This window comes from Microlunatus sp. M237, from assembly GCF_056896895.1.
In genome coordinates this window covers 560281-584045 of sequence record NZ_JBXHBL010000003.1, presented here as the reverse complement: position 1 = coordinate 584045, position 23765 = coordinate 560281, and the positions used below count along the sequence as shown (strand labels likewise).

Annotated in this window: 19 protein-coding genes; 11 read left to right on the top strand and 8 right to left on the bottom strand. The window is 66.2% G+C overall.

Annotated elements, in window-relative coordinates:
• Window positions 1-17: 17 nt before the first annotated feature.
• Both AC1XX3_RS13740 and AC1XX3_RS13735 read right to left on the bottom strand, forming a co-directional pair.
• Window positions 18-851: an amidohydrolase family protein gene (locus tag AC1XX3_RS13740; RefSeq protein WP_483321701.1), complete on the bottom strand. Its 834-nt coding sequence runs from the start codon at window positions 849-851 to the stop codon at window positions 18-20.
• Between the two features lie 8 nt (window positions 852-859).
• Window positions 860-3067 carry a hypothetical protein gene (locus tag AC1XX3_RS13735; RefSeq protein WP_483321700.1) on the bottom strand — a complete coding sequence of 736 codons (2208 nt, stop codon included), beginning with the start codon at window positions 3065-3067 and terminating at the stop codon, window positions 860-862.
• Window positions 3068-3332: 265 nt separating this feature from the next.
• Here AC1XX3_RS13735 and AC1XX3_RS13730 point away from each other — a divergent pair, with 265 nt between their 5' ends.
• The 4 genes from AC1XX3_RS13730 to AC1XX3_RS13715 all read left to right on the top strand — a co-directional run bounded on the left by AC1XX3_RS13730 (window position 3333) and on the right by AC1XX3_RS13715 (window position 7342).
• Complete coding sequence (locus tag AC1XX3_RS13730; protein ID WP_483321699.1) at window positions 3333-3890, top strand: CGNR zinc finger domain-containing protein; 558 nt, start codon at window positions 3333-3335, stop codon at window positions 3888-3890.
• On the top strand, window positions 3887-4858 hold the full coding sequence (locus tag AC1XX3_RS13725; RefSeq protein ID WP_483321698.1) for a Gfo/Idh/MocA family protein: 972 nt from the start codon (window positions 3887-3889) through the stop codon (window positions 4856-4858). Before AC1XX3_RS13730 ends, AC1XX3_RS13725 begins: the two co-directional genes overlap by 4 nt.
• Before the next feature lie 67 nt (window positions 4859-4925).
• On the top strand, window positions 4926-6080 hold the full coding sequence (locus AC1XX3_RS13720) for an aminotransferase class V-fold PLP-dependent enzyme (protein WP_483321697.1): 1155 nt from the start codon (window positions 4926-4928) through the stop codon (window positions 6078-6080).
• On the top strand, window positions 6077-7342 hold the full coding sequence (locus tag AC1XX3_RS13715) for a M20 family metallopeptidase (protein ID WP_483321696.1): 1266 nt from the start codon (window positions 6077-6079) through the stop codon (window positions 7340-7342). Before AC1XX3_RS13720 ends, AC1XX3_RS13715 begins: the two co-directional genes overlap by 4 nt.
• A gap of 60 nt (window positions 7343-7402) precedes the next feature.
• Here the strand turns inward: AC1XX3_RS13715 and AC1XX3_RS13710 are convergent, their stop codons facing one another.
• Entirely contained in the window at window positions 7403-8188 is a 786-nt protein-coding gene (locus AC1XX3_RS13710) for an SDR family NAD(P)-dependent oxidoreductase (protein WP_483321695.1), read from the bottom strand.
• A gap of 66 nt (window positions 8189-8254) precedes the next feature.
• On the opposite strand from AC1XX3_RS13710, the gene AC1XX3_RS13705 reads away from it, so the two are divergent.
• The gene (locus AC1XX3_RS13705) at window positions 8255-9004 is read left to right on the top strand and encodes an SDR family oxidoreductase (protein WP_483321694.1); all 750 of its coding nucleotides are present in this window, start codon (window positions 8255-8257) and stop codon (window positions 9002-9004) included.
• Window positions 9005-9017: 13 nt separating this feature from the next.
• Window positions 9018-9704: a FadR/GntR family transcriptional regulator gene (locus AC1XX3_RS13700; protein WP_483321693.1), complete on the top strand. Its 687-nt coding sequence runs from the start codon at window positions 9018-9020 to the stop codon at window positions 9702-9704.
• 54 nt (window positions 9705-9758) lie between these two features.
• Here the strand turns inward: AC1XX3_RS13700 and AC1XX3_RS13695 are convergent, their stop codons facing one another.
• The 3 genes from AC1XX3_RS13695 to AC1XX3_RS13685 form a co-directional block, all read right to left on the bottom strand.
• A complete protein-coding gene (locus tag AC1XX3_RS13695) occupies window positions 9759-10187 on the bottom strand; it encodes a universal stress protein (RefSeq protein ID WP_483321692.1) in 429 nt (142 codons plus the stop codon).
• A gap of 617 nt (window positions 10188-10804) precedes the next feature.
• Window positions 10805-11593 carry a VOC family protein gene (locus AC1XX3_RS13690; RefSeq protein WP_483321691.1) on the bottom strand — a complete coding sequence of 263 codons (789 nt, stop codon included), beginning with the start codon at window positions 11591-11593 and terminating at the stop codon, window positions 10805-10807.
• A gap of 33 nt (window positions 11594-11626) precedes the next feature.
• Window positions 11627-12430, bottom strand: a complete 804-nt coding sequence (locus AC1XX3_RS13685; protein WP_483321690.1) for a TetR/AcrR family transcriptional regulator — start codon at window positions 12428-12430, stop codon at window positions 11627-11629.
• Between the two features lie 514 nt (window positions 12431-12944).
• On the opposite strand from AC1XX3_RS13685, the gene AC1XX3_RS13680 reads away from it, so the two are divergent.
• Window positions 12945-14588 carry an extracellular solute-binding protein gene (locus AC1XX3_RS13680; protein ID WP_483321689.1) on the top strand — a complete coding sequence of 548 codons (1644 nt, stop codon included), beginning with the start codon at window positions 12945-12947 and terminating at the stop codon, window positions 14586-14588.
• Window positions 14585-16837, top strand: a complete 2253-nt coding sequence (locus AC1XX3_RS13675; protein ID WP_483321688.1) for a hypothetical protein — start codon at window positions 14585-14587, stop codon at window positions 16835-16837. The genes AC1XX3_RS13680 and AC1XX3_RS13675 overlap by 4 nt, the downstream gene beginning before the upstream one ends.
• Before the next feature lie 19 nt (window positions 16838-16856).
• On the opposite strand, the gene AC1XX3_RS13670 is transcribed toward AC1XX3_RS13675, so the two are convergent.
• A complete protein-coding gene (locus AC1XX3_RS13670) occupies window positions 16857-18527 on the bottom strand; it encodes an MDR family MFS transporter (protein WP_483321687.1) in 1671 nt (556 codons plus the stop codon).
• Entirely contained in the window at window positions 18524-19171 is a 648-nt protein-coding gene (locus AC1XX3_RS13665) for a TetR/AcrR family transcriptional regulator (protein ID WP_483321686.1), read from the bottom strand. The genes AC1XX3_RS13670 and AC1XX3_RS13665 overlap by 4 nt, the downstream gene beginning before the upstream one ends.
• 263 nt (window positions 19172-19434) lie before the next feature.
• Here AC1XX3_RS13665 and AC1XX3_RS13660 point away from each other — a divergent pair, with 263 nt between their 5' ends.
• The 3 genes from AC1XX3_RS13660 to AC1XX3_RS13650 are packed head-to-tail and all read left to right on the top strand — an operon-like array spanning window position 19435 to window position 23733.
• Window positions 19435-21552, top strand: a complete 2118-nt coding sequence (locus tag AC1XX3_RS13660) for an ABC transporter substrate-binding protein (RefSeq protein ID WP_483321685.1) — start codon at window positions 19435-19437, stop codon at window positions 21550-21552.
• Between the two features lie 46 nt (window positions 21553-21598).
• A complete protein-coding gene (locus tag AC1XX3_RS13655; RefSeq protein ID WP_483321684.1) occupies window positions 21599-22585 on the top strand; it encodes an ABC transporter permease in 987 nt (328 codons plus the stop codon).
• An 8-nt stretch (window positions 22586-22593) separates the two neighbouring features.
• Entirely contained in the window at window positions 22594-23733 is a 1140-nt protein-coding gene (locus tag AC1XX3_RS13650) for an ABC transporter permease (protein WP_483321683.1), read from the top strand.
• Window positions 23734-23765: the final 32 nt, after the last annotated feature.

The following is a 23765-nucleotide window of genomic DNA, read 5'->3' as shown; positions in this document are numbered from 1 at the left end:
GGTTGCCGGCGAACCGACTAGGAGGCCTGCCCGGAGGCGGCGGCGATGATGTCGTGCAGTGTGGCGCCGAGCACGCGGGCGCGCTCGGAGTCGCTGAAGAGGCTGTTCAACCAGGGCGGCGGCCGCATCAGATCCTGGGGGGTCACCGCGCCGAGCGCGGGGGAGAAGTCTGACCCCCAGACCAGCTTCGTCGCGCCGAGCCGCTCGGCCAGGATCCGAACCACCGGCGCGGCTCCCGTGTGCGGGTAGTGAGGATCCACGGCATACAGGCCGGACAGCTTCACGACGACGTGGTCGAGCTCACCCAGGGCGAGAACCGGTTCGAGTCGCGCCCGCACCTCAGCGGCAGATCCTTTCGCTTCGGCGCGGGAGAACCCGCCGACGTGGCTGAGCAACACCTGGCCACCGCCGAGGGCCTCCACTGCCGGTCTGACCCGACGCAGGGTGGCGGTGGACGCGTTGATGCTGAGAACGCACCGTCCGTGTGCGAGCTCGGCCAGCGTCTCCTTCGGCCAGCTGTCGAGCGACGGGCGGTCCTCCGACAGATAGACCGAGAAACCCAGGAAGCCACGACTTCGCAAGCTCTGCAGCGCCTCGGGACTCGGAGGGTCGGCGACATCGATGAATGCCACCGGATGGACCCAGCTGTGCCGCGCGGCCAATCCAGCGATGTAGTCGTTGTTGCCGGCGAAGCGGGGCTCCCCTTCATAGCCGACGACGAGCGCCGCGGTGATGTTGCTGTCGCGTCGGAAGACCTCGTACTGGGTCGTCTCGTCAGTACCGGTCGGGGTCGGGTGGTAGCCGTTCTCGAAGAGATGGATGTGTGCGTCGGCGCGACGCGGCTCGGACACCGCAATCCCTAAATCCGCAGACTGGCCCGGAAGGCCGGGATCTCGCGGTCAAGGGCGTGGCGCAGGTGGGCCAGCTTCCAGCGGATGTGGTCAGCATCCCCCAGATAGTCCATCGACGGCTCCCAGCCGAGTCGGGAGTCTGCCTCGACCACTGGGATCGCCGCCTCGGCATTGGCCATCTCGCCCTCGCCCAGCTCCGCCAGCTGGTCCAACAGGTCCTCGGCGGCGTCCGGGTCGGCCTCGACCAGCAGCCGGCTCCGCAGCTGCCACCACCGCTTGACGGCGATAGTGGTGGCGATGGAGTGCTCGATGAACCGCCCCAGGTTCAACATGCGCTCTCCTTCGGCCTGCCGGTACGGCGGCGCCAAACGGATCGCCTCGGCCAGCAGTGTCGACCCGCTTCGCCAGGTCGTCAGCATCCGCTCGAGGCTGATGATCTCAGCCTTGATCCGGATCGCGTTCGCGGTGACGGGCTTCGTCCCGGAGTGGTCTGGCGCGTACGGGATGTTGACGATGAGGTCGCCGAACATGGCATGGTCAGCGACCACCAGTTTGGGCACCGCCAGCAGGGTGAGCGGATAGCTCGGGCCGATGCGGAACGGACCGTACTGGTCGCCGTTGGTCGGGACGTAGTCCTGGGCTGCCTCGCTCCAGAGCTGCCAGGCTGCGACCGCCTGCGACCAGCCGTCGCCGAAGTCACGCCGGGCGAGGCTCTCGATGGCGTCGTCGCTGTCGGGCGACGGCACCCAGTAGCTGGACTTGGCCAGCTCGCTGACGAATGACGGCCACCAACCGTAGTGGTGGTTCTCCATCAGCCCGGACAGGCCCCAGTCCCGCTGCGCCTGCCGCAGAGCCTGATGCCGGCGGGCCCACTGCTGCGGGATCGGCTGGTAGGGCACGACGCCGAAGTCCCAGGTCAGACCGCCGGTGTTCGCCATCGCATGCAGGGTGATGCCGCGCTCGCGCGCCACCGCCGCCTCGCTGGCGAAGTACGCTCCTGGCCCGATCGAGGACGCGGTGTAGTCAACACAGACGTTGGTCACTCCGTCGTGCTCGATCGTCTCGAACATCTCGAAGGTGACCTGCAAGGTGATGTCGCGTGGGAGGTCGCGGAGGAGCCGCAGCCGTTCCTCCTCGGGTGCCCAGCCCCAGTTGTAGGTCCAGAAGATGATCTCCGCATCCTCGTTGTAGGCACGGCACGCATCGCGTACCCGCGCGACCCAGGACGGGTAATCCTCGCACGGCCACCAGCCGGGGCTGGGCTTGCTCACCGGCAGCCGACCAGGCTCCCGGTCGTACCGCATCCGGCCGGTGGTGCGGGAGTCCCGGCTGGGAAACTCGACCGACTCGCCCACGAGGACGATCCCCTTCGCACGCGGGCACTCCTGGAACACGCGACCGTAGGTCTCGTCATAGAACCGGTCGGCACCCGGGTCGTCGGGGTGGACGGGTCGGTCGGAGTGGAAGTAGGCGTAGAGATACACATCAAGGCCGTACTGCTCGCAGCGCTCGATGACCGAGTTGAAGTGCTGGTAGCGCCCGCGGCTGTGCCGTTCCGGCTGACGGTTGATGAACTCGTCGGGGGTGCGGTTCGGCGCCGAGGTGAAGAGCACGATGGAGTCCATCCCGGCGTGCGCGATCTGGTTGAGGTAATCGTCGGGGAACTCGTCCAGGCCCCATCCCGAATGGGTCATCCGGGGGGCGAAGGCGGGCGCGCGGGACTCGAGGCGGGGGGAGAGGTACGGGCCGCGGCGGAGGTTCAGCAGGTCCTCGAGGTAGTAGGCGGCCTGCGCAGCTCCGCGAGCGTCGATCCCACACAGAACGATCCGGTCCTTCTCGGCGATCAAGGTGTACGCCCGCGGCTGCTGCGACTCCACCGAGACGGCCGGGAGGTCGGCAACGGTGCCCAGCACGATCGTGTGCGCCAGGAGCGGGTCGAGGTCATCGTGGACGGCCAGTCGCGCGGTGACGCCCATGCTGACGCAGAGGTAGTCGAGCAGGTCAGCAGCCGTCCGTCGAACAAGATCATCCGCCGCCGTCGAAATGACGAGGGTCCAGGTGTCGTCGATTGTCGCCTCATCGGCGGTGGCCGTCGCATCCGGGTCGCGCCTGTCGTCACGATGCACGGTCGTCAGATACCGCCGGAAGCTGTACGCCTCCTGGGCTGCTGGCGGGGGACTCCCGTGTTCGTGCAGGGACTGGCTGCTCTCAGGCACTATCCACCTCTTCGGTCTTGGGCTGGGGCCGTTGCTGATCGCCAACCGGGGAATGGTGCCTCCCGGCGCACCGCTCCTCGAGTTGGCGAGATAAGGAGCGAGAGTGCTTTGACTAATGACGCGGGACGCTAGTACCGCTCATACGCGCTGTCAAGAGATCCCAGCAAAACCCGCGTTACGAGCAGATGACGCGAAGAGAGCCGCCCAGCGAGCGCGACATCGTGACTGTTGCAATCAGGTGCAACAGCACTTAGGCTCCTGACTTATGCGCAGCATGTCCGATCGTGCCCGGGTCCTGCAGGTCCTGGTCGACCTCGTGAACTCCGCCCCGAGCGGAACGCAGTCGGAGCTGATGGCTGGCGTGGACGACCTGACCGAGCTCAGCCGGCAGTGGATTGTGACGGAGACCGCCGCACCGTCGGAGGCGGACGTCATCCGGCTGCACGCTCTTCGCGCTCGGCTACGCGCCGTATTCATCGCGCCCGACCGTGCCATCAAGATCACTATCGTGAACGAGCTGCTCAGCGGGGCTGACATCTATCCCCGCCTGGTCGAGCACGACGGACTGTCGCTGCACATGCACTACTTCCTCCCGTACGCCTCCCTGTCCGACCACCTCGCCGCCGACTGCGCCATGGTGCTGGCGTTGATGTTCGAGGAGGGCGACGACGATCGACTCAAGGCATGCGCTGCCGCTGACTGTGATCGGGTCTTCGTCGACGGATCGAAGAACCGATCGCGGCTGTACTGCGACAGTCAGGGATGTGGAAACCGGGTGCACGCCGCCGCTTATCGGGCCCGGGCCGCCCATGGTGCTTCGTGACCTCCGGACCACGTGTCGGGATCATCGGTCTCGGGGCCTTCGGGCTGGCGCATCTGGAGGCCTACCTGAAGGCCGGCGTGACGCCGGTGGCGGTGGCCGACGTCGATGATCACCGGCTCGCGACGGCGATGGCGCACCTCGGCGAGGTGTCGACCTTCACCGATCCGGAGCTGATGCTCGAGAAGATGGCGTTGGACGGAGTTTCGATCGCCACGCCGGCGTCCAGCCACGTCGAACTTGCCCTGAGCGCCGCTGAGCGCGGCGTCGCAGTCCTGCTCGAGAAGCCGGTGGCCACCTCCTCGGCTGAGGCGTCGAGGCTGACCGCGTCGCCCGCAGCCTCGCTGATCGTCCCCGGTCACGTCCTGCGGTTCGACCCTGCACACCGTGCGGTCAAGCAGCTGGTGGATGCGGGCCGGATCGGTCGGGTCGAAGCCATTTCGGCCAGCCGGGATCGTGAGCGCGGCCACGTCGGCCGCTACGGCGTCTCGGACCCGGTGTATCTGACCCAGATCCATGATCTCGATCTGGCCCTCTGGTTCGACGGCAGCGCTCCCACCGCGATCACCAGCGTCGGCGCCGTCCGCGACGGAGTGCGGCACGTGGTCTTCAGCCAGGCGCTGTCGCCGGCTGGCGTCAGCTGGTCCCTCCGGGCGAGCTATCTGCTCGAGCCGGACAGCCACCCACAGGACCGCCTCGACGTCTACGGCACCGACGGCGTCGTACACCTGAGGAGTGACGCCTCCGGTACCCGGGTCTGGCAGGGAGATGACCCAGAAACCGGCCAGAGCTGGCCACCGGATGGCGCCCCAGGGCTGGCCGCCGAGGTTGCCGCCTTCGTCTCCATGCTCGTCACCGGCGAGCTGATCGCTTCCCCCACGGTCGCCGAGGCCGTCACGGTGGTCCGGCTGGCCGATGCTGCCCGGGCCTCGCTGGCCCTTAACGGGATCTCGGTGCCCGTACCAACCTGACCCGCGACCTAGGCCCCCTGACGACCCACCCTGCCGGGTGCGACCCCGACCACGAAGGACTTCGCCGATGACTGACCAACTGCTCTCCAGCAGTACGCCGCTGACTCCGCGCTCGGCGTGGCACGACCTGCCCGCGACCTATCTGTACACCGGTGCGCAGGCGCCCGCCCTGACCGCCGTCAGATCTGCGATCGCCAACGCCTTCGCCCTGCAGAGCGAAGGTCCACAGGGCCGGCAGCGGCTGCTGGATCTGGAGCTGGCGGGACAGGCTGCGATCGCGCGCGTGGCCGGCTGCACCGAGGACGACGTCGCGTTCGTGGGCGATGCGTCCACGGCCTGGAGCATGGTGGCCGGCGGCCTGGAGTGGGAGCCCGGAGACAACGTGGTGATCAATGATCTTGAGCATCCGAGCGTGTCCTTCCCGTTCATCCGGCTGGCCAAGGAGGGCCTCGAGGTCCGGGTGGTCCGCCGCTCGTCGGAGTGGCTGATCGACCCGGACGACATCGCTGCCTGCGTCGACGACCGCACCCGCGGCATCGCGGTGAGCCATGTGTCGTACGTGAACGGGGCGCGCAACGACATTCGCGCCATCAGCAAGCTCGCAGACCGGGCAGGGGTCCCGCTGTTCGTGGACTGGACCCACAGCCTGGGCGTGCTGCCGATCGACAACAGCCTTTGTGCGATCGGGGTGTCCGCCTCCTACAAGTGGTCATTGGGTCCCTACGGCGTCGGCGTGGTGATGTGGAACCGCGACCGATCGCCGGGGTTCGTCCCAGGGCTGGTGGGCTGGCGGTCAACGCCTGACTTCTTCTCCGACGACCGGTTCGAGAACATCCACCTCGAGGACACTGCGGCCAGGTTCCGGATGGGCGCCGCGTCGTACTCCGGGATCGCCGGTATCACCGCAGGACTGGACCATCTGCATGCGCTGGGCGCCGACACGGTGGCGCAGAACGCCCTGCGGCTCGCCGGTCTGGCCGCGACCGCACTGTCTGATCATGGTTTCGAGGTCGTGACTCCCGCCGCGGCGGAGAGCCGGGCGGGCAGCGTAGCCATCCATCACCCCCGTGCCTTGCAGCTTGCGGACAGCCTGGCCGCCGAGGGCATCTTGGTGTGGGCGGGCGATGGCCGACTTCGCGCCTCCTTCCACGTCATGAACAGCGAGCAGGACATCAATACACTGGTCAGCGGACTTCAGAATGCGCTCGGGGCTCTCCGATGAGCGCCGCGAAGATCACCGACGTCGAGGTCTCGGAGCTGTCTGCTCGGCTCGACACCTACCTCGACGAGCACGCTGACGAGCTGCTCAACCTCACCTGCCAGTTGATCGCCATCGATAGCCAGATCCCACCGGCGTCCACCGAGGTCGCCATCGTGCGCTACCTGCAGGACACCCTGTCCGACTTCGGACTGCCGCGCGGCGAGATCTTCGCCAGCGATCCGGAGCGACCTAATCTCGTCGCCACTGTGCCCGGCACCGGAGGTGGGAAGAACCTCCTGCTCAACGGCCACATCGATACCAAGCCAGTCGGCGACGCCCGTCACCTGTGGCTGACCGATCCGTTGCGGCCGGAGATCATCGACGGGCATATCCACGGTCTGGGCACGAGTGACATGAAGGCTGCCTGCGCCGCGATGATCTTCGCTCTCCGCGCCGTAAAGGAACTCGACCGACCGTTGGCCGGAGACGTCACGCTGGCTCTGGTCGCGGACGAGGAGGCCGGGGCGCGGTTCGGCTCCCGGTATCTGGCGCCGTTGATCGCCGATCGCGCGGACGCCTGCTTGATCGGCGAGCCGAGCGGTTGGGAGCGGGACTATCAGGCCCTCCATCTGGTGTCGCGCGGTCTGCTGTGCTTCACCATCGACGTGGTTGGCACCCAGATGCACAGCAGCCTGTCGGACCGGATGCCTTCGGTGAACGCCAGCCTCAAGATGGCTGAGCTGATCACCGAGCTGTCCGCCTTCGACGGGTTGAGCTATCAGCCACATCCGCTGGGAGACATCCGTCCGACCCTCAACGTCGGCGTCCGGGTCGAGGCCGGGGTCTACTACGGCGTGGTGCCGGGGAGTGCGCGTTTTGCCTGTGACCTCCGTGCCCTGCCGGGGATGACCCAGGAGTCAATCCTCGCCGACCTGCAGGGCTGGCTGGACGCGCGAATGGCAGCGGACCCGTCGCTGGAGGCGACCATCCGGGTGGAGCCGGAGCTGCCCTGGATCGCACCAAGTGAGATCGCCGTCGACCACCCTCTGGTGGCGACGGTGCAGCACAGCGCCGAGCAGGTCCTGGGCCGGGCGCCGGATCTCGGCATCTTTCCCGGCGGCACCGACGCGCCGTGGTTCGACCAGGCAGGGGTCCCGACCATCCCGTCCTTCGGGCCCGGGATCCTGACCTGCTGCCACGGACCCAACGAGCGGGTGTCGGTCGCGAGCCTCCATCAGGCCGCCAAGATCTACGCCCGTTCCGTGCTGGGCTTCTGCGGTTAGCCGCTTGCCGTCGGCCTGCCTGGGCACGGGCAGGCCGACGAGCACGCACCAACCTGCCGACTAGCCAATGGCAGGGCGATCGACGGCATCAGCGAGCTCATAGGCCTTACCGGGGATCTGGGTGGCGAGCTTGCCGCCGCTGACGTCGAGCAGGGTTCCCGTGATGTAGCCCGCCCGGTCACTGGCGACGAAGCACAGGAGGTCGGCGATATCATCCGCGCTGCCCCAGCGACGCAGCGACAAGGTGTCCAGCAAGCGGGCCTGCGCGGCCGGCTCCATCTCGGCGAAGCCGTTCATCGCGGTGGGAACCATGCCGGGGGCGTACGCATTGACGGTGATGCCCCACGGTCCGAGCTCGCCGGCCAGGACGCGGCTGAACTGGACCACGGCAGCCTTCGAGGCCGCGTAGGCGGCGCTGCCGACACTCGGGACGATCGCCGCAAAGGATGCCGCGTTGAGGATCCGGCCGTAGCCCGCCTGCCGCATCACCGCAGCGACCGCCTGGCTGACCAGGAACACCCCGGCGACGTTCACGTCGAAGCACCGGCGCCAGCTGGCCAGATCCAGTTCCGCCACCGTGCCCTCGACGTTGATGCCGGCGTTGTTGATCAGGACGTCGATGCGACCGTAGCGCTCGACGACGGCTGCCACACTGTCGCTCACGGACTGCTCATCGGTGACGTCGCAGACCTGGGCCATGGACCCGGCGACCGGTGGTTCGGGGAAACCGATGTCGAGAGCGACCACGTCGGCGCCCTCCGCGGCGAAGCGCTGAACGAGCGTGCGGCCGATGCCACGACCTCCGCCCGTGATCACGACGACGCGGCCGGTGAAGTCGATCTGCATCTGCTGCTCCTGAGAATTGTGAGGTTTAATGAGCATACTATTCGGCGATCGACAAAGAGGTGCTTCATGACCGACAGCGGAACCGGGGCAGGACCAACCGGCACGAAGACGCTCTGGATCACCGGCGGGGGCACCGGCATGGGCAGGGCGACCGCCCTGGCGGCGGCCGCCGACGGCTGGAACGTGGCCGTCAGCGGTCGGCGTCCGGAGCCACTGATGGAGGTCGTCAGCGCAGTCGACGAGTTCGGCGGCGCGGGGCTTGCCCTGCCACTGGACGCCACCCGCACCGACGAGCTGTCGTCAGCCCATGACCAGGTCCTCGAGCGCTTCGGGGCGATCGACGCGGTGGTCCTCGCCGCCGGGTTGAACATGCCTCGTCGCGGCTGGGCCGATCAGGATCTGGAGGAGTTCGACGCGGTCATCGCCACGAATCTGACCTCGGTGGCGCACACCATCCAGCTGGTGCTGCCCGAGCTGCGCCGGCGGTCCGGGCTGGCGGTCGTCATCTCGTCGTTCTCGGGATGGCGGTTCTCGCCGATGGCCGGTGTCGCCTACAGCGCCAGCAAGACGGCACTGGCATCGCTGACCCAGACTCTCAACCAGCAGGAGGCCGGTGCCGGCGTTCGGGCCTGCCACCTGTGTCCGGGCGATGTCGACACCGACTTCTTGGAGCTTCGACCGCAGGTGCCCGGCCCGACGGCGCGGACCATGATGTTGAGCCCGGAGGACGTTGCGCGCTCAGTCATGTTCGTCCTCGACTCGCCGGCGCACGTACGCATCGACGAGCTGGTGATCTCCCCGGTGTCCCAGACTTGAGCATCCCGCGGACGTGGTGAGCGACGGGGACGCCGGGACCGGCACCTACGGCCGCGTTCTGGAGACCATCGGCACTGACATCGTCGCCGGCACGTTCTCGGCGGGCAGCGTCCACACGGTCGACGGCCTCGTCCAGCGCACCGGGGCCTCCCGCAGCATCGTCCGCGAGGCAGTTCGGGTGCTGGTGTCACTGGGGATGCTGTCCGCCGGTCGGCGGGTGGGGTTGCGCGTGCTCCCGGAACCGGAGTGGGACCTGCTACACCCGCAGGTCATCCGGTGGCGGCTGCGGTCGGGCGACCGCTCGGTCCAGCTGGCGGAGCTACGTGGGCTGCGCCTCGCCATCGAACCGGCAGCGGCCAGCCGGGCCGCCGAGCTGCGCACCGACGAGCAGCTGCAAACCCTGTCCGCCGCTGCCGAGGCTCTCGTCGTCGCCACCACCCAGGGTGACCGCGAGGCGTTCCTGGACGCCGATCGTCGCCTGCACGGACTGGTGCTGCAGTGCTCCGGCAACCAGATGTTTGTCCGGTTGCAGGCAATCGTCGATGAGGCACTTCGGGACCGAGCCCTCGGCGATCAAGGCGTTGGTCATCCGGACCGCCACGACGTCGTGTTGCACCACCAGGTCGTCGAAGCGATCGCCGCCGCCGACGGCGAGGGAGCGGGCACGCTGATGCGACAGATCATCCAGCGCACCGGCTGAGGGAGTTGCCAGTCCCTCGGCAGCGGATCCACCGACCGAGGAGTGACCGTCTCGCTAGCGCACGACGGTCACCGGGCACGCCGCGTGGACGGTGACATGCTGACTGACGGAGCCGAGCATCATGCCGACGAAACCGCCGTGCCCCCGGCTGCCGACGACGACGAGATCGGCGTCCTCGGACGCGAGGACCAGCGATGGCGCCGGCTGACCCTCGAGCACCCGACGTTCAAGCACCACGTCCAGCCCTTCGCCGAGGACGGCAGTGATGGCCTCGGACAGTTGCAGCTCAGCGTTGGTGCTGAAGTCGATCTCGATGTCGGCGGGCCAGCCCAACGGTGCGTAGGAGAGGGCCTCAGCCGTCGACCAGGTGGTGACGACCTGCAGCGCCGCCCCGTGTTCACGTGCTTCTTGTGCTGCCCAAGCCAGCGCACGCCGGCTCCCGTCGGAGCCGTCCACTCCGACCACGATCCGCTGCCACTTCATTGCGTCCTCCTCTGAGTCGTCAACTGCCATGGCCTTCGGGCCACAGCGGACTGCTGTCGCCCAACGGCGACTGGCGTGCACCAACCCAGGCGGTGATAGGGGGCTGATCAGCGCCAGGCCGAGGGCCAGATCAGGAAACCGAACGTTGCGAGCGCGAGGATTCGCGAGGCCGAGCGACTGTCAGGACCGGTGCGCCGCCACTCAAACTGTCGCGCTGGTCTTTCTTCGAAAACTAGCACGGACTATAACTATCGACCACCACCACGTAATCCGGGATAGACTATGTCGCCTTGGTCTGCAGCGATTATGAGACGGTGGGGCCGAAGCATGACCCCGGCGGTGGGCCACGGTCCCAGCCGGACAGAGAGCGCTGCACTCGCTGATCCGGGACGAAGCTGCACGAACCGTCCGTCACATGATCAACGCTCAAAGGGGACGACCTGTGATACGTCAGTGTCGCCAGCATGGGCAGCGAGGACCCGTCCCGGCCCGCCGAGGACCGGAGGATGAACGTCGTGCGCGGTCACGCGCAGGTCGGCGAGCCCGCCGGGTGTAGCCGTACGTGGTGGGGGAGGCCGGCGCCCGGCCGACCTTGACCACCGCCGGGAGGTCGGGCCTCAGGTCATCTCGAAGGCCTCACCGTCCTGACTGGCGACGACGACCGTGTAGTCGTCGAGGTCTTTGATCCAGATCTCCCGGTGCCCTGGTCCGTTGCCCTGACCCGATGGCGGGTTGCGGTGGACGGGTTGGACCACATTGGCGCCGAGCTGTTCTGCGCGGCGGCAGACGTCGTCGAAGTCCGCCACCTCACCGAACCAGAGCAGGACCCCGTTCCCGACCGGGTGGTCGAGATGCCCGATGGTTCCGTGGTCGTGCTCCACCTGTCGCTGGTGAAGTTGGAGCACCAGGACTCCTGCGGACAGCAGGCGTTCGTAGTCGGGGCCTCCGTGGTCGCTTTGGAATCCGAGGAGCTGTTGATACCAGCGGCTCGACGCTTCGACATCGCGAACAGCGATCATGGTCTGCGGCGCTGCGGTTCCGGCGGCGACGACGATGCCGATCCGGTTGCCCGCGGGGTCGTCGACCGTCGTGAGCCAGCGCTCGCCGTTGTCGAGCTGAGGGCTGGTGCGCACCGTGCCGCCGCTGCTGACGACTCGTTGGAGTGTCGGCCAGAGGTTGTCGGCGCACAGCCAGAGCAACGGCCCTTCGTCCGTGGTGGGCGCTCGCTCAGTGGTCCACTGCCCGATCATCCCCGGAGCTTCGAAGCCTCCCGAGCTGAGCTCGACCTGCCAGTCGAACACCGCCTCATAGAACGCCGCAGATCGAGCGACGTCCAGCGCCGGAAGCTGCAGATAGCCGACTTGGCCGTGTTGGCTGTGCAATTCGTTCTGGTTCTTCCGGCTCATGGTGTTCTCCTGGTGGTGGTGTGCCTGGGCCTGTCAGAGGGTGTGATCGGTCAGCAGCCGAGCGGCCGAACGGACCCACCACTGGTGGTACTGCTGCTCCGTCCAGTGACGGTGCCGGGTGAGACGGTCGAACACGGCCGGGTCCATGAGGATCCACAGGGTGTCGATCGCCTCTGGCCTGCTGAGCCCATCGGCCAGAGGGCTCTTCAGTGCAATGGCGTCGACGAGCCATGCTGCGGTCGTGCTCCGCTGGGTGATCAGTCGTTCGGCGAGCTCAGCGAGGTCCGGGTTCGTCGGAGAGCCTTCGAGCACAGCGAGCACGAGACCCGCCGAGCGCGCCTGGATCTGGGTGACCACGCCGGCGATGACCCCCAGCAGGGTGTCCACGCTCTCGGCACGCAGTGCCGCGGTCGTCCACTCTCGCTCGAGGACCGGCACCGGTTCGTGATCTCCGGCAATTGCGACGTCGATGGCCGCCTTCAGCACCCGTGACTTGGTCCCGAAGAGGGCTTCCACGGTCGGCACGGACACGTCCGCCTCGGCGGCGATGGCTCTCAGGGTCGCCCCAACGAACCCGGCGTCGAGAAACACGACACGCGCCGCCGCCAGGACGCGAGATCGTGTGTCGCGGGCTTGTGCTTCACGTCGTGCGCTGCGGTAGGAACGGGTCGCGAGCTCAGGTGGGGGCACTCTTCGATAATTCGCTATGGATAAGCCATAGTCAATAGGTGGGCGGGAACCGGGACATGGAGCGGGCTGGCCCGCTGTTTGCCCTGCTCGCTGAGGCTTGTCGCCTCGCCGGCCTAGACCAACCCAGTGATGAGCGCGGCACGGCATGCAGCGGTTAGGTGTGCATCAGGGCACGCGGCGCAGTCAGAGCTCTCGGTGGCGTTGTAAGTGGGTCCGGCCGCCGGTCGGACCTGGTTCGAGCTCGGTCGGCCGTCCGTCAATTGTCAGCTTTAGCTCGTACGCCCCCGGTTGCGGGTCACGAAAGTCTACGAGCGAGTCTTCGTTCCAGTTCATCAGATCCTGTACTGCGTCGTAGGCCGATCTGCCCCACCGTCCAACCCCTGATCTAGCCCGGGATCGTGGTGATTCGCCTCGCCTTGGGCGTCCTTTCGATGGCCGTACTCACTCGGCGGCGCCCGCGCAGATGATCATGAGCAGTGGGCGCGGTCGATGGTGAAGCCCGTCGACTGATCGAGATCCATGGGCAGCACGGCGGTCGGCAGCTATCTGAGGTCAATCTCCTGCGCCAAGCAAATCTCATCGTGTTGACATTCATCAGATGTATCGACAAGATCTTGCGTGGTCAGAGGTAAGCGTATTCCGGTATGTCATAGGAGACACCATGAGCGACCCGGCAAGAAACATTCCGAGCATCAATCGTCGTCAATTCCTTGCCCGCGGCGCATCCGCAGCGGCCTTGGCGATTGGTGGCGGTGCACTCGGCGCATGCTCCACGCCCGACGGGCCGAACGAGTCCGGGGTCGTCGACTCTGCCTTGTTGCCGAACTATGTCCCGTACAAAGGGGTAACACCTGATCTTTCTGCAGAGGTGGGGCGATGCAGCGATGCGTTCTTCACCTATCCGGCGAATCCCGCTCGCGCGGCAGACGGTATTCCCGGCGATGGGAAGCCCATATCCGCGCTGGTTCCCACCTCGTTCGCGGTGCCGCCAACGATGGATCGCAACCCCTTCTGGCAGGAGATGAATAAGCGTGTCGGCTCCGAACTCGACGTGAGCATGGTGTCGTCCGCCGACTATCAGGCCAAGTTCGCCACGTCGGTGGCCGGCGGTCAACTCGGGGACTTCTTCCACGTCGGCCAGATCCAGTCGCTGCCGAGCTTCATGGCCAAGTCTGCAGCTGACCTGACCCCGCACCTCAGCGCTAGCGCCATCGAGGCCTATCCCGCTCTGGCCAACCTGCCCACCGACTCCTGGAAGGCCTGCGTCTTCGACGGAAAGATCCGGGCCATCCCGATCAGCCGAGGGCTGACCAACCTGCCCGTGCTGATGGCTCGTAGTGACCTGTTGGCTGCACAGGGGATTACCGAGGACCCCGCCGATTTTGAGTCCTTTGCTCAGCTGTGTCAGCAGCTGACCAGCGCCAAGGCGCGGAAGTGGGCACTAGCGGGTGCCCCGATCGGGCATCTTCGATCCATGCTCGACGTACCGTCCCCCTGGGCCGTGCAGGACGGCACGTTTGTTTCGACGCGCTCAGATGCTAGGCAGCTGGAGGCGCTCGAGGCTGCCCGCAAGCTCCAGGCGGCCGGTGTCATCAACCCCGACAGCGCGGCCATCGGCACGCCGGTCAAGAAGCAGTGGTTCGGCGCCGGAAGCGCCTTCCTGTTGCCCGACTCGTTCATCGCGTGGTTCAGCCTCTATGTCCAAAACACCGGGGTCGAGGGCTTCCAGGCGCACGCCATGAAGATTCCCGGCTTCAGCGGGGGACAAGGCACCCAGTTTGTTCCGATCCCCAACGTGGGCATCACCGCCATCAACGCCAAGAGCGTTGAACGGATCGAGACCCTGCTGAAGGTGGCGAACTGGCTCGCCTCGCCATTCGGGACCGAGGAGTACCTGTTCAACAAGTACGGCATTCCCGGCACTCATTACACCCTTGAAGGGAGCGACCCGGTGGTGAACTCCGATACCTCAGCCCAGGTCCAGATCGGGACGCTCTACATGGCTGACTCCGCCCGAGCTCTCTACTCACCGGGTCATCGTGACGCCGTCGAGCTTGCCTATGACTATCAAAAGAGCGTCACCCAAAAGGCTGTTTCCGACCCGACCCTAGGGCTCTACTCCGAGACCGCCGGGAAGAAGTCGGCCACGCTCGAGTCAGCGTTGCTCAGCCTGGAGAATGACATCATCAGCGGGCGCCGCCCGGTCTCGGCCTGGACCGACGGCGTCGCAGCCTATCTGAAGAACGGCGGATCCCAGATCGCCGAGGAATACACCGCCGCCTACGCGACAATGGTGGGCCGATGACGTCGACCGCGCCGTTCGGTGGCGACTCGCAGACCACGGCGCCACTCGGCGAGGTTCTTGGCTGGTTGGCTGAGTGGGGACAACACCACGCGGAGCAGTATTGGCACAGTGATCCGGCTGAGCCGTCACGCGGCTGGTACGGGTCAGGCTTCAACGCTTGGGGGGTACAGACCAACCAGAAATACTTCGCCGCGATCGCGACCGTTGCCCGCCACGCCGACGATCCGGCCACCCGCGAGTGGGCTGTCAGTCGGGCCCTTGCGGCGCTGCGATTCAGCTTGTGGAGCCACCACAGTGGTGGAGGCACCTGCACCGACGGCACCGCCTGGGGACACACCTGGATCAGCCCGCTGGGGATCGAGCGGATGATGTTCGCCGTCGACCTCATGGAGCCCTGGCTGAGCGACGACGATCGGACCCGGGTCGACGACATGTTGATCAGCGAAAGCACCTGGATCTGCAGTAGCTTCCACCGCGGAGCTGCCGCAGGTGTGGTCGCCGACCGGTGGAACAGCAGTGGACGTAACGCTCCGGAATCCAACCTGTGGACAGGAGCGCTGCTGTGGCGCACAGCAAAGCGATGTCCAAACCACCCAGACGCGCCCGCCTGGCGCGAACGAGCCTGTGAATTCTTGGTCAACGGGGTTAGCGTCCCCTCCGACATGTACGACCAGACGGTGGTCGATGGCATGACTGTGGCGGAGCGCCATGTCGGGAGCAACTTCTTCGAGTCGTACGCGCTTGATCACCACGGCTATCTCAATGTGGGCTACATGGTCATCTGCATCAGCAACGCCGCCATGCTGCACTTCGACCTGCGGCGCCGCGGCGAGGAAGCGCCGGCCGCGCTGCACCATCACCAGGCCGAACTGTGGCGGCTGGTCCGCCAGCTGGTGAGCAGTGACGGCCGGCTGCTGCGGATCGGGGGGGACAGCCGGGTACGCTATGCGTACTGCCAGGAGTACCTGTTGCCGTCATTGCTCTACGCCGCCGACCACCTCCGGGATCCGCACGCGTACGAGTTGCTGCGAGGCGCACTGGACCAGGCCCGGCGCGAGCAGCGGTCTAACACCGATGGATCCTTCTACGGCCGCCGGCTCGACCATCTCGTGGCTACCAGCCCCTATTACTACACGCGGTTGGAGTCCGACCGGGCCTGTGCCATCGCGATGGCCTACACCTATGCGCAGCAGACCGACGTCCCGCCTGCCAGCCTTGATTCGTTCGAGTCGACGGTGGCCGGCGGCTGGTCGGACCGGGAACACTCTGCGGTCCTGCACCGTAGCCAGGACCGGTTCGCGTCGTTCGCGTGGCGGGCCAACGGGCTGAGTCAGGGTCTGTGCCTGCCGCCCGATCGTGGTGACCTCGCCGAGTGGGAGCTGAACCTGGCGCCCGAGGTCGTGTTCGAAGGTGTTCCGACCGACCCGGTCAAGACAAGCGTTCCGAGTTCGCGGCGCCTGGAGTCGTCCGTGGTCTACGAACTGCCCGGGGGGTTCGTGACCGCGGGCGCGGTGGCGGAGGGGGTGTCGATGGTGATCCCGGAGGGCTGGTCTGGCGGACCGGCTGCCATCTCCCATCTCGCGGTTGCTGCCCTGCCGGGCAGCTCCGCTGTCGTCGGCATGCACTACGTCCGCACCGCCGACTGGCGCCCCGGCGTCTTGTCGGTGAAGGGACTGCACCTGAGTATTCCCAACGACCTGATCAACGCCTCGGAGCGCACTGTCACTACTGAAGCGGGCCCGACCCTGCTCACCGCCGGTCGTCGCGATGAGGTCGGCGTTGTCGGATCCTGGGCGAGTGTGGACGGCGAGGTCGGGGTCGTGGGCCTGTACGGTGCCGACCAGCTTCGGTTGAGTCGCTCGACCGAGCGCCGGGGTGGACCTCAGCAGTCGATGTTCACTGAGGAGTTCTGCTATCCGCTGCGTGACGTGCCTTTCTACGCGGAGCCCCACTCGCTGCTCGTTGACTGTGGCTGGGCTGTTCTGGCCCGGAGCGACGACGACGAGACGGCTGGGTTCGCCCTGACCAATGCGGACGCCCGACGCGAATACGACCATCCGGGAGTACGTGCCATGCAGGTCAGCACCCGCGATCGGACCTACCTCCTCGTCGCCAACTTCGGGGACGGCGAGGCGACGATTCCGTTGCCGACGGACGCCCGTTATGTGAACCTGGCCACTGAGCAGTCCACGACCACCCTGGAGCTGGCCGTGGACGATGCGGTGTTGTGCGAGGTGCACCCCCACTGACGGGCCGAAGGTGGGCGACTCAGCGTAGCGGGGACTGGGTCGCCCCGGCCCGGTCGTCCTGTTCGCCAACCCCCGGTTCCGGGGCGGCACGGCGTGGTTGACTCTGCTGGGCTGCCTCGAGCTCCTCCGCTTCGGCGCCGCCGATAGCTTCGCCGCGGGCAACGAGTCCTGCTACGTCGGAGAGCGGGATCTGCTTGAGGAACAGGGCGAGCAGGAAGGCGATACCGATGAACGGCAGCAGATACCAGAAGACAGGTGCCAGCGCGTCAGCGTACGCGGTGACGATGCCGTCACGGATCGCCGCCGGCAGCTGCCGGAGCACCTCAGGATCCAGCGTCGACGTGGCCTGGGAAGCGTCTGCGGCCGAGGCCCCCGCCGCGGTGAACACGCCGGTCAGGTTCTCGGTCAGCCGGGTGGTGAAGATGGTGCCGAAGACGGCGGTGCCCAGCGCGGCGCCGACCTCGCGGAAGTAGTTGTTCGTACTCGTCGCCGTACCGATGTCGGCAGGGCTGACGGCGTTCTGGACGACCAGCACGACCACCTGCATGATCAGTCCGAGGCCGGCACCGAAGACGAAGAGATAGCAGCAGATGACCCAGATCGGGGTCGTGGCGGCCAGGGTCGTCATGGCCACCATGGCCGCGGCAGTCAGCACGGTGCCGATGATCGGGTAGATCTTGTAGCGACCCGTCCGGGTGATCGCCTGCCCGGACAAGATGGAGGTACCGATCAGGCCGGCCATCATCGGCAGCAACAGCAGACCCGACACGGCGGCGGACGTGCCGGAGCTCATCTGCAAGAAGGTCGGGACGAACCCGATCGCGGCGAACATGCCGAGTCCGAGAGCGAGCCCGATGGCCGTGGCGTTGACGAACGTGGGGTTGCGGAACAGCGACAGCGGGATCACCGGGTCGGCCGCCCGCGACTCGACCAGCACGAACGCGATGACGGCGACGATCAGCCCCGCCCCGAACAGCCAGGTCTCCAGCGCGCCCCAGCCGTGGGCTGCGTCGCCCCCGAAGTCCGCGAAGAAGATCAGGCAGGTGGTGGCGATGGAAAGCGTGACGACACCCAGGATGTCGATCGGCTTGGTCGCCTTCTTGCTCGGCAGGGTGAGCGTGAGCAGCGCGATGATGAACGCCGCGATCCCGATCGGGATGTTGATGTAGAACGCCCACCGCCAGGTCAGGTGGTCGACGAAGAATCCGCCCAGGAGCGGACCTCCCACCGCGGCCAGGCCGAAGATGCCGCCCAGCGGACCCAGATACTTGCCGCGCTCGGAGGCCGGCACGATGTCGGCGATGATCGCCTGGGACAAGATCATCAAGCCGCCGCCGCCGAGGCCCTGGCAAGCACGGAACACGACGAAGGCCCAGAAGTCGGTGGCGAAAGCGCAGCCGACTGACGCCAAGGTGAAGATCGCGATGGCGGCCAGGAACAGCCCGCGACGACCGAGCACGTCACCGAACTTGCCGTACACCGGCATCACGATCGTGGTGGCGAGCAGGTAGGCGGTGGTGATCCACACCTGGTGTTCGACACCGCCCAGATTGCCGACGATGGTCGGCATGGCGGTGGAAACGATGGTCTGGTCGAGACTCGAGAGCAGCATTCCGGCGATCAAAGCGCCGAAGATGATCCAGATGCGACGCTGTGTGAGCAGCAGCGGAGCGGGTTGGACGGTGGTCATTGAATCCGTTCGGGTTGAGAGGGTGATGAGTCGGAGAACACGGCACGCGCGGCGTCGAGTCGACGGGCGAACTCGTGGCGGAAGGTGGTGTCAGACCCGGGTCTCAGGAACGCCGCGACGCTGGCGCGCAGCACGGCACCCAGGAGGTGTACGGCCGCAGCAGCCCGCAAATCGCCCGGGTCGAGCCCTTCCCGGCGCTCCACCAGAGCGGTGTCGCCGCGCTCTTGTCGCTGGGTGATCTCGAGGACGCGAGACAACAGCCGCGGTTCACGCGCAAACGCGGCGGCGAGATCCTCGGCCCGCTCCCGCGTCAGATCCATCATCTCCCAACGACTGATCAGCAGCTCGGACAGATCGGCGACCAGCGTGGGGGACAGGCCCGGTCCGATACCGCGACCGCCGAGCAGGAACTGTTCCTCCGCGGCGGTGTGGTCGTCGCGTACTGAGACCCCGAGCACGGCATCGTCTTTCGAGCCGTAGTAGTTGAAGAACGTCCGCCGCGACACCCCGACCACCTCGCACAGCTCCTCGACCGTGAAGTTCCCGAGGCCGCGCTCGGCAGTCCACCGGCGCGCAATCAGGCTGAGCTCGCGCGATGTCTTCGCCGCGCGGCGCTCGCGGAGCCCAGTTGCACTATCAGTCACATAGTGCATTATTGCACATCAAGCAAGAGAGTGCAGCTTCCGCCGAATTAGGACTCAGCGGAGGTTTTTTCTCCGACCGATGTACTTCTTTGTCGAATCGCGCGCATGACGCTCACCCGTATGTATAGTCTCCACCAAGCTGGGCACGGAGATGAAGCGAACCAACCACCGTTTCGGGGAGCAGCTGCTTCCCTTGCACGTGGGGGTTTACTCCGGAATCGCGCCCCGCGCTGACACCGAAGTCGGTCGCAACGGAGGACACCATGGAGCTCGGCAATATCTCTCGTCGTCAGTTTCTCTACGGCTCGGCCGTAGTCGCAGGATCGCTCGCACTCGCCGCCTGTTCCGATGAGGGAGGCGGCGCCGACAAGGGTGGTGGGGATACCGGATCCAAGGCCGTCGGCTCGTCCAGCGAGCCGCTCCCGGTGCCGGAGAAGTTCCAGCAGGCGCCGTCGCTGGAGGGCAAGGGTCTGCCTCCGGTGCAGGAGCGCCTGCCGGAGTCGCCTTACGTCATCCCGCACGCGTGGGTCACTGACGGCAAGTACGGCGGCAAGCTGAACATGAACACCTTCTCCACCACCGGGGCCGCCAAGGCGGACTCCGACCGCAACTTCTTCTACGGTCACTCGCCGCTGCGCTACATCAACGACGGCAAGGACATCGTTCCCGGCCTGGTGGAGTCGTGGGAGGCCAACGACGATTCGTCGGAGTGGACCTTCCGCTTCCGCAAAGGGCTGAAGTGGTCCGACGGCGAGCCGTGGAAGACCGACGACATCATGTTCTGGTGGAACGACATCATCGCGGAACAGAAGATGGCACAGACGGCGCCGGATGAGGCTCGTTCGGGCAAGGGCACGCTGGCCAAGTTCACCGCGGTCGACGAGTTGACGCTGACCATGACGTTTGACGCCCCGGCACCGCTGACCGCCGACCGGATGGCCATGTGGGTGAACGGCAACGTCGGCAAGAACGGCCCCATCTGGATGATGCCGAGCCACTACGTCAAGCAGTTCCACCCCAAGTACGGCAAGAACGTGCCCGACAACTGGGACTCGGTCGGCGGGCTGATGGAGCAGAAGGCGGACTGGCACCGCAACCCGGAGTGCCCGACCATGACTGGCTACAAGTGCAAGTCGTTCGACAACACCAAGGGCTTGGTGCTGGAGCGGAACCCGTACTACTGGGTCGTGATGCCGAACGGTGACCAGCTGCCCTACATCGACGAGATCCAGATCAGCGTCGTCTCCGACGCCGAGGCCGGCAAGCTCCAGGTGCAGCAAGGTGCCGTCGACTACTGCCACGGGCCGTTCAACCAGATCACCCTGAACGATGTCCAGGGCATCCGCGACAGCGCCGAGCGCGCCAAGACCGAGGTGATCTTGTGGGACAGCGGTTCCGGCACCGGGTCGATCTTCTTCCTGAACTACGACTACCCGGAAGAGGAGCTGCGCAAGCTCATCCGTGAACCCAAGTTCCGGCAGGCGATCTCGCACGCGTTCAACCGCGAGGCAGTGCGCAAGTCCGTGTACTTCAACACCGGCGAACCGACCACCGGCACCATGAGCCCCAAGGCCATCGAGTATCAGGTCAATGACACCGGCAAGCAGGCCTACGCCGCCTGGCGCGACGCGTACGTCGCCTACGACAAGGAGAAGGCCAAGTCGCTGCTCGAGGAGCTGGGGGTCAAGGACTCCGACGGTGACGGCATGCGCGAGCTGCCCAGCGGCAAGAAGCTCTCGCTCCGGCTCGACATCCCCGCCGACGAGTCGGTGGAGCACAAGACCAAGGACAACCAGCTCGTCTCCGACCTCAAGGCGGTCGGCATCGAGATGCGGCTCAACCCCATTGCGCCGCAGACCTACGACGATGAGTGGAAGACCGGCACCCTGATGGGTCACAGTGCATGGGAGGTTGGCGACGGCCCCAACCACCTGGTCTACCCGCAGTGGCTGGTGCCGCTCGAGTACACCCGCTGGGCCCCACTGCAGGGCCAGTGGTATCAGCAGCTGGGCTCCGAGACGAACAAGAAGCAGCTCGACGTCAGTCCCTGGAAGCGCAACCCGCCGCGGATGAAGCCGGAGGAAGACGGTCCGATCCAGAAGCTGTGGGACCTCTACGACGCCAGCAAGATCGAGCCGGACGAGATGAAGCGCAACCAGCTCGTCTGGGACATGATCAAGATTCATATCTCGGACGGACCCTTCTACATGGGCTCGGTGGCGAACTATCCCCAGGTCATCGTGACCAAGACCGACCTGAAGAATGTGCCGCGCAAGGAGAACCTCGCCCTCGGCGGCATGGTGAATCCCTGGATCCATCCCACGCCGGCGGTATACGACCCGGAGTGCTACTACTGGGACAATCCCGACGAGCACGCCTGATCTCGGCGCTCTGACCGGTCCACGGACCTGATCGAAGGGATCGCTCATGCTCCTCTTTATCGCTCGTCGCCTCGGGTACGCGGTCATCACCTTGTTCCTGGTCTCCCTGCTCACGTTCTTCATCATCGAGCTGGCGCCAGGGTCGGCGGTGACCTCGGAGATCTCCCGGCTCCGTGCCCAAGGCAACGTCGTCTCGACCCAACAGGTCGAGGCGCTTGAACAGCAGTACGGCGTCAACGACCCCTGGGTCGTGAAGTACGGCAAGTGGGCGGGAGGCCTGGTCCGTGGGGACTTCGGCATGTCGTTCGCCTACCGCGAGCCCGTCGCAGACGTCATCTGGAGTCGCCTCGCACTGTCGGTCGCCATGGCCGTCGGCGCGATCCTGATCACCTGGGCGATAGCCATACCTATCGGCGTCTACTCCGCCACGCACCGCTACACCCTGCCGGACAACGTCATCACCGTGATCCAGTTCGTCGGGGTGGCGATACCGGAGTTCTTGTTGGCGCTGGCGGTGATGGTCGCCGCCGTCCAATTCGGTGGCCTCGACGTCGGAGGACTGTTCTCCAACGAGTTCCGCAACGCGCCATGGAGCTTGGCCAAATTCAGTGACATGCTCGCGCACTTGTGGATGCCGGTGCTGGTGATCGCGGTCGCCAGTACGGCGTGGCTGACCCGCGTCATGCGGGGCAACCTGTTCGACGTGCTGGGTCAGCAGTACGTGCAGACTGCTCGGGCGAAAGGGGTGTCGGAGCGGAAGGTCGTCTGGAAGCACGCGGTTCGCAACGCGTTGCATCCGCTGGTGATGACGCTGGGCACGACGTTGTCGGTACTGATCTCGGGGGAGGCGGTGGTTTCGATCATCTTCAACCTGCCTACCACCGGCCAGGCGTTGATCCAGACCCTGATCGTCAAGGACACGTATGTGTCGGCCACGCTGCTGGTCATGCTGGCTGCACTCTTGATCATCGGCAACCTGATCTCCGACCTGTTGCTTGCGTGGATCGACCCGCGGACCCGGGTCCTGGACTAGGAGCGCAGATGTCAACAGCACAAGTTGCCCGCGCCGGGCTCGTGGAGGGCTCGACTGCCGATCCGATGGCGACCGTAGCCGACAGCAAGGTGGGCGAGGTCTCACAGAGCCGGCTGATGTATCGCCGGTTCAAGCAGAGCAAGCTCGCCACCATTTCGCTGGGGATTCTCGCGCTGCTCTACCTCTCCGCGATCTTCGCACCCGTACTGGCGCCGAACGATCCGACGGCGGTGGACCAGGCATACAAGTACGCTGCCCCGAGCTCACTGACCTGGTCCTCCGGGCCGGCGATGTGCACGGTCACCCAGGAGATCGACCCCATCAACATCTCGACCTCGTATGTGAAGGACTGCAGCAACCCGGTCCAGCTCCAGGTCTTCGGGAAGGGCTTCGAGTACAAGCTGCTCGGGGTCATTCCTGCAGACCGGCACCTCCTCGTCGCACCAGAGGGGGCCGCAAAGCTGCTGCTCTTCGGCGCAGACGGCGACGGCCGGGACATCTTCGCCCGTACGTTCTACGGCGGGCGCGTCTCCCTGACCATCGGTGTGCTGGGTGTTGCCATCGCTACCTTGCTGGGATCGGTCATCGGCACCTGGTCCGGCTATGCCGGAGGAAAGACCGACAACCTGATCCAGCGGGTCATCGAAGTCATCATGTCCATTCCGACCCTGCCGTTGTGGGCCACCATGGCGGGAGTGATGTCTCAGGATCTATCCGTCACCAAGCGATATCTGCTGATGACGGTCATCCTGTCCCTGGTCACCTGGACCGGACTTGCCCGCCAGTTGCGGGGCAAGGTGATGGGATACGCCTCGTCCGACTACGTGGCGGCCGCTCGGTCCGCCGGGGCCAAAGGCCCGCGGATCATCATGACCCACCTGCTGCCCAACTCGGCCAGTCACATCGTGGTGGTCTCCATGCTGGCCATCCCCGCGACGATCATCGCTGAGACGACGTTGTCCTTCCTCGGCATCGGGATGCTCGATCCGGCGATCAGCTGGGGCGTGCTGCTCAAGGATGCCTCCCGTATCGATGTGCTGCAGCAGTTCCCCTGGGTCCTCATCCCGGCTGCCTTCGTGGTCGTCGCGATCACTGCATTCCAGCTGCTCGGAGATGGTGTCCGCGATGCGGTTGACCCGTACAGCTGATCGCGGGCCCACGGTGACGAGCTCGGCTGGCA

Coding starts and splice junctions, on each gene's coding strand:
- AC1XX3_RS13730 (WP_483321699.1), top strand. CDS start 3,333: ATGCGCAGCATGTCCGATCGTGCCCGGGTCCTGCAGGTCCTGGTCGAC.
- AC1XX3_RS13720 (WP_483321697.1), top strand. CDS start 4,926: ATGACTGACCAACTGCTCTCCAGCAGTACGCCGCTGACTCCGCGCTCG.
- AC1XX3_RS13715 (WP_483321696.1), top strand. CDS start 6,077: ATGAGCGCCGCGAAGATCACCGACGTCGAGGTCTCGGAGCTGTCTGCT.
- AC1XX3_RS13710 (WP_483321695.1), bottom strand. CDS start 8,188: ATGCAGATCGACTTCACCGGCCGCGTCGTCGTGATCACGGGCGGAGGT.
- AC1XX3_RS13705 (WP_483321694.1), top strand. CDS start 8,255: ATGACCGACAGCGGAACCGGGGCAGGACCAACCGGCACGAAGACGCTC.
- AC1XX3_RS13695 (WP_483321692.1), bottom strand. CDS start 10,187: ATGAAGTGGCAGCGGATCGTGGTCGGAGTGGACGGCTCCGACGGGAGC.
- AC1XX3_RS13690 (WP_483321691.1), bottom strand. CDS start 11,593: ATGAGCCGGAAGAACCAGAACGAATTGCACAGCCAACACGGCCAAGTC.
- AC1XX3_RS13685 (WP_483321690.1), bottom strand. CDS start 12,430: ATGCCGTGCCGCGCTCATCACTGGGTTGGTCTAGGCCGGCGAGGCGAC.
- AC1XX3_RS13680 (WP_483321689.1), top strand. CDS start 12,945: ATGAGCGACCCGGCAAGAAACATTCCGAGCATCAATCGTCGTCAATTC.
- AC1XX3_RS13675 (WP_483321688.1), top strand. CDS start 14,585: ATGACGTCGACCGCGCCGTTCGGTGGCGACTCGCAGACCACGGCGCCA.
- AC1XX3_RS13670 (WP_483321687.1), bottom strand. CDS start 18,527: ATGACCACCGTCCAACCCGCTCCGCTGCTGCTCACACAGCGTCGCATC.
- AC1XX3_RS13660 (WP_483321685.1), top strand. CDS start 19,435: ATGGAGCTCGGCAATATCTCTCGTCGTCAGTTTCTCTACGGCTCGGCC.
- AC1XX3_RS13655 (WP_483321684.1), top strand. CDS start 21,599: ATGCTCCTCTTTATCGCTCGTCGCCTCGGGTACGCGGTCATCACCTTG.
- AC1XX3_RS13650 (WP_483321683.1), top strand. CDS start 22,594: ATGTCAACAGCACAAGTTGCCCGCGCCGGGCTCGTGGAGGGCTCGACT.